3 protein-coding genes are annotated in these 4,846 nt (G+C 63.8%); 2 read left to right on the forward strand and 1 reads right to left on the reverse strand.

The window, feature by feature from the left end:
- The first annotated feature begins 553 nt into the window (after positions 1–553).
- Complete coding sequence (gene adh, locus RT688_RS23520; protein ID WP_313707249.1) at positions 554–2,074, forward strand: aldehyde dehydrogenase; 1,521 nt, start codon at positions 554–556, stop codon at positions 2,072–2,074.
- Positions 2,075–2,130: 56 nt separating this feature from the next.
- Positions 2,131–2,529, forward strand: a complete 399-nt coding sequence (locus RT688_RS23525) for a DUF779 domain-containing protein (RefSeq protein ID WP_313707250.1) — start codon at positions 2,131–2,133, stop codon at positions 2,527–2,529.
- 20 nt (positions 2,530–2,549) lie between these two features.
- Here the strand turns inward: RT688_RS23525 and RT688_RS23530 are convergent, their stop codons facing one another.
- Positions 2,550–4,424, reverse strand: coding sequence for a sigma-54-dependent Fis family transcriptional regulator (locus RT688_RS23530; protein ID WP_409521983.1), 1,875 nt, complete (start codon positions 4,422–4,424; stop codon positions 2,550–2,552).
- Positions 4,425–4,846 lie beyond the last annotated feature (422 nt).

Below are 4,846 nucleotides of genomic sequence, written 5' to 3' on the forward strand. Positions count from 1 at the left end.
TTAATTAGTAGTAAGCAAAAACCCCGTCGAGTCGATACTCGCCGGGGTTTTTTGCTTCGGGCGTTCCCTTTTTCAGAACGTCGCCTTCTGCAGTCACTGTTTTTTTAGACGGCTATGGACGGCTGGGCAAACACTTGTCACCGTCGTGTTCCCCCCGATTAACGAAACCTCGGGTGAACAAGTGTCGCCCAGTTCGGGTGCGTACGGCGATGCCGTCCGCTTGCACCCGTACGACATCGCGAGAACGCAGCAGTTCCGTGTTCTCGCTCGCACTCCCTCCTTCTCCCTGCGCTCCTCCCATGATGCGAAGACGCCGGCGCCTGGTTCCGCCCGGTTTGCTGCCGTTCCCACTGTCCGGACACTGTGACACCAGGTGTCCCAAATAGGTACATCTGTACCGGGCTGCGGCCTGCTTCTCTCCGCTTTCCTTACTGGCTTGCCCTGCAAGCGCCACGAAAGCGCGCTGGCACGGCGCTTGCACGACCTTGATGTGCTTACAAAAGCACGCCGGCGCTGCGCCGGTCATAGACACCAACCAGAGAAAGAGGACGACATGAATCTCGCGGACATCAGCAAACTCGGCGTCGCCAACCCCTTCCGTCAGCGCTACGACAACTACATCGGCGGCCGTTTCGTCGCGCCGGTCAAGGGCGAATACTTCGCCAACGTCACCCCGATCACTGGCCAGCCGTTCTGCGAGGTCGCGCGCTCGACGGCCGAGGACGTCGAACTGGCCCTGGATGCGGCCCATGCCGCGAAGGATGCCTGGGGCAAGACCTCGCCTGCGGAGAGGGCCAACATCCTGAACCGCATCGCCGACCGGATGGAGCAGAACCTCAAGATGCTCGCGACGGCCGAAACCGTCGACAATGGCAAGCCGATCCGCGAGACGATGGCGGCCGACCTGCCGCTGGCGATCGACCATTTCCGCTACTTTGCCAGCTGCATCCGCACCCAGGAAGGCGCGATCTCGACCATCGACCACGAAACCTACGCCTACCATTTCCATGAGCCGCTCGGCGTGGTCGGCCAGATCATTCCGTGGAATTTCCCGATCCTGATGGCAGTCTGGAAGCTCGCGCCCGCCCTCGCCGCGGGCAATTGCGTCGTGTTGAAACCTGCGGAGCAGACGCCGGCCTCGATCATGGTGCTCATCGAGCTGATCGCCGACCTGCTGCCGGAAGGCGTGGTCAACGTCGTCAACGGTTTCGGTCTGGAAGCCGGCAAGCCGCTCGCTTCGAGCAAGCGCATCGCCAAGATTGCCTTCACCGGCGAAACGGGCACCGGCCGCCTGATCATGCAATACGCCGCCCAGAACCTGATTCCCGTTACCCTCGAACTGGGCGGCAAGTCGCCGAACATTTTCTTCGCGGATGTGATGGATGCCGACGACGAGTTCTTCGACAAATGCCTGGAAGGTTTTGCCATGTTCGCGCTGAACCAGGGCGAGGTCTGCACCTGCCCCTCGCGCGTGCTGGTCCAGGAGTCGATCTACGAACGTTTCATCGAGCGCGCGCTCGATCGCGTGGCGAAAATCAAGGCCGGCAATCCGCTCGACGAATCGACCATGATCGGCGCCCAGGCTTCGCAGGAGCAGCTGGAAAAAATCCTGTCCTACCTCGACATCGGCCGCCAGGAAGGCGCGCAGGTGCTCGCCGGCGGCGAACGCGCCAGCCATGACGGCGACCTGGCCGGCGGCTATTACGTGCGCCCGACCGTGTTCAAGGGCGAGAACAACATGCGCATCTTCCAGGAAGAGATCTTCGGCCCGGTGGTCTCGGTGACGACCTTCAAGGACGAAGCCGACGCGCTGCGCATCGCCAACGATACCTTGTACGGGCTTGGCGCCGGCTTGTGGACGCGCGACGGCAGCCGCGCCTTCCGTGTCGGCCGCGCCATCCACGCCGGGCGCGTATGGACCAACTGCTACCACCTGTATCCAGCGCACGCCGCATTCGGCGGCTACAAGCAGTCGGGCATCGGCCGCGAGAACCACAAGATGATGCTCGACCATTACCAGCAGACCAAGAACCTGCTGGTGAGCTACAGCCCGAAAGCGCTGGGCTTCTTCTGACGTGACGTAAGGCAGGGGAGGCGCCATGCGGCGCCTCCTTTTGCCGAGGAGCCGCCATGACCACGACGGTCGAACGCGTTACCGCGACACCCGCGGCACTGGCTTTCATCGACGAACTGCGCCGGCGCCACGGACCCCTGATGTTTTTCCAGTCCGGCGGCTGCTGCGACGGCAGCGCGCCAATGTGCTGGGCAGACGGCGAATTCCAACTCGGCGACAGCGATGTCTGCCTGGGTGAACTCGACGGCACCCCCTTCTATATCGGCAGCGAGCAGTTCGCCTATTGGGAGCACACCCAGCTGATCATCGATGTTGTCGCCGGCAACGGCGGCATGTTTTCTCTCGATAACGGCACCGGGCGCCGCTTCCTGACGCGCTCGCGCCTGTTCAGCGACGCCGAGTGCGCACTACTGCAGTCACGGCCGCCGCGGCGCCACGGCGACGGCACAACCTGAAACAGTGGCCGCACGCCGGCTCAGCGCGCACACTGTTTCAGGTACGGCAGCTTGCGATAGAACGTGTTGCGCGAGACGCCGAGGGCTCGCGCCGCGGCCGAGACATTACCCTCGTGAGCCGCGAGCGCCTGGAGCATTGCCGCACGCTCGACCTCGCCTAGCTTGATGCCCGAGGTGGGCGGCTGCGGCGGCGCCGGCTCCCGCGGCGCCTCGTCCGCTCCGGCAAGCTCCTCCAGGAAATCGTCGGGAAGATGGTGGGCGCGGATCTCGGCGCCATCCCCGGCCATGATCGCCGCCGTGCGCAGCAGACTGGCCAGCTGCCGCAGATTGCCGGGCCAGCGGTGCTGACGAAACAGCCGCAGCACCTCGGCTGACACACGGCAGCCTATGCCCCGTGTCTCGGCCGCCAGCAGCTTGTGCGTCACCGTCTCGAGATCGCTGCGCTCGCGCAGCGGCGGCAGTTTCACGACCAGGCCGTTGAGCCGGTAATACAGGTCTTCGCGGAACAACCCGGCGGCGATGCGCTGACGCAGGTCGTGGTTGGTCGCACAGGCCAGCTGCAGGTCGACCGGCACCGGCCGTCCGCCCAGCGGCGTGACCACGCGCTCCTGCAGCACACGCAGCAGGCGGGCCTGCAGCGGCAAGGGCATGTCGCCGATCTCGTCAAGGAAGAGGGTGCCGCCATGCGCCTGCTGGATATACCCGGTCGCGCCTTTCTTGCGCGCGCCGGTGAACGCGCCTTCCTCATAGCCGAACAGTTCGGACTCGATCAGCGCGTCCGGAATCGCCGCGCAGTTGACGGCCACGAAGGGTGCATCCGCACGCGGCGAATCGGCGTGGATCGCGCGGGCAAGCAATTCCTTGCCGGTACCGGTCTCGCCCGTGATCAGGATCGTCACGTCGCGTCCCAGGACCCTGCTCACTTTGTCGAGCACGCGTGCCAGTGCGGGATCGCCGGTGTCCAGTTGATGCAGGCGCGAAGCCCGCTCGGGCGCCTTGGCATGCCGCTGGGCGATCGTCGGCGCCGCCTCGGCCGACAGCACTTGCGTGCCACGGGACAGTCGCAGCTCGGCACGCGCGCATACGCGCATGCCGCCATGCATGCGCAAGTCGAGCAGGCCAGGGGCTGCGGCGCGGTAATGGTCGTACAGTGCGGACAAGGGCAGGTCGAACAGCGAGCTGAAGGTATGCGCCCGCAGGGCATTGACGGACAAACCGAACTGGGACAGTGCCGCACGGTTGGCGGAAAGGAAGCGTCCACCCGGCGTGAACGAGGCGATGCCTTCCATTAGCGTCCCGACGAACTCCGGGCGCGTATGAAAGTGCAGGGTGATCGCGTCGTCGAAAGCGGCCGCGAACAACTGGTTCTCGACCATCAGCGCCGACATGCGCACCAGGGCCATGGTGTGGTGGTGAAACCCGCGGCGGTCGCCGCTCACGTCCAGTACGCCGGCCAATTCCCCGCGATGATCGAGTATGGGAGCGGCCGAGCAGGTGAGGAAGTGGTTCGCCGCCAAAAAATGCTGATCCGCGTGCACCATGGCCGGCGCCTGTTCGGCGATTGCGGTACCGATCGCATTGGTCCCCTTGTTCGCCTCGGACCAGGTCACCCCGGGCGACAAGGCGACGCGGTTTGCCTTTTCGAGGAAATCGGCGTCGCCCAGCGCATGAACGATCGCGCCTTCGGCATCGGTCAGCAGGGCCATGTGCTGGGTGTTGGCGATTTGCTGGTACAGGGTCTCCATGACGGGAAGCGCATGGTTGACCAGTAGCCGGTTGCCGTCAATGAGGGAGGACAGATCCGCTCGGCAGGGCGGATCGAAGTCCGGCCGGGCATCCGGGGTCAAGCCATATTGCTGGGAGCGACGGTGCGAGGTGCCGATCATGGCGGCCATATCCGGCATTCGCGTAGCGCCGTCGCGCAAGGGTGTAGCGTGGCAATACATCATTCCATGTCTCCTGGTTGGCCCTGTGCCGCGGCTCTGTCTGATGGAAGTCGACTGCTGACAATGTAGCACCGCGCTCGGCGCAGGACAAACACTCAGTGCGTGCCCGAAGATGCGCCTTGGCCGGCGACAGCCGGCCAAGGCGCCGCTGAGCTTGTTGTACCTGCGCCGCATATTTCGGAAACAGACCCTTGCGCTACCATTCACCCGTTTGCTATAGTTCGGTTCCTGCTTCTGCAGCGCAAGAAAAGTTCAGCGAAATCAAGTAGTTGAATTAAGTGTTTTGATAACACTTCTAGCACTGAAGAAAAAGAGGAGTTGACGAACATCGCGAAACACTGCATAATCTCACTTCTCTGCTGCTGACGAAC

This window comes from Massilia sp. (genome assembly GCF_032106685.1).
In the GTDB taxonomy this organism is placed as follows: Bacteria; Pseudomonadota; Gammaproteobacteria; order Burkholderiales; family Burkholderiaceae_D; genus Telluria.

What these genes read in the sequence shown, in the direction of transcription:
- adh (WP_313707249.1), top strand. Translation starts at nt 554, where the DNA reads ATGAATCTCGCGGACATCAGCAAACTCGGCGTCGCCAACCCCTTCCGT.
- RT688_RS23525 (WP_313707250.1), top strand. Translation starts at nt 2,131, where the DNA reads ATGACCACGACGGTCGAACGCGTTACCGCGACACCCGCGGCACTGGCT.
- RT688_RS23530 (WP_409521983.1), bottom strand. Translation starts at nt 4,424, where the DNA reads ATGGCCGCCATGATCGGCACCTCGCACCGTCGCTCCCAGCAATATGGC.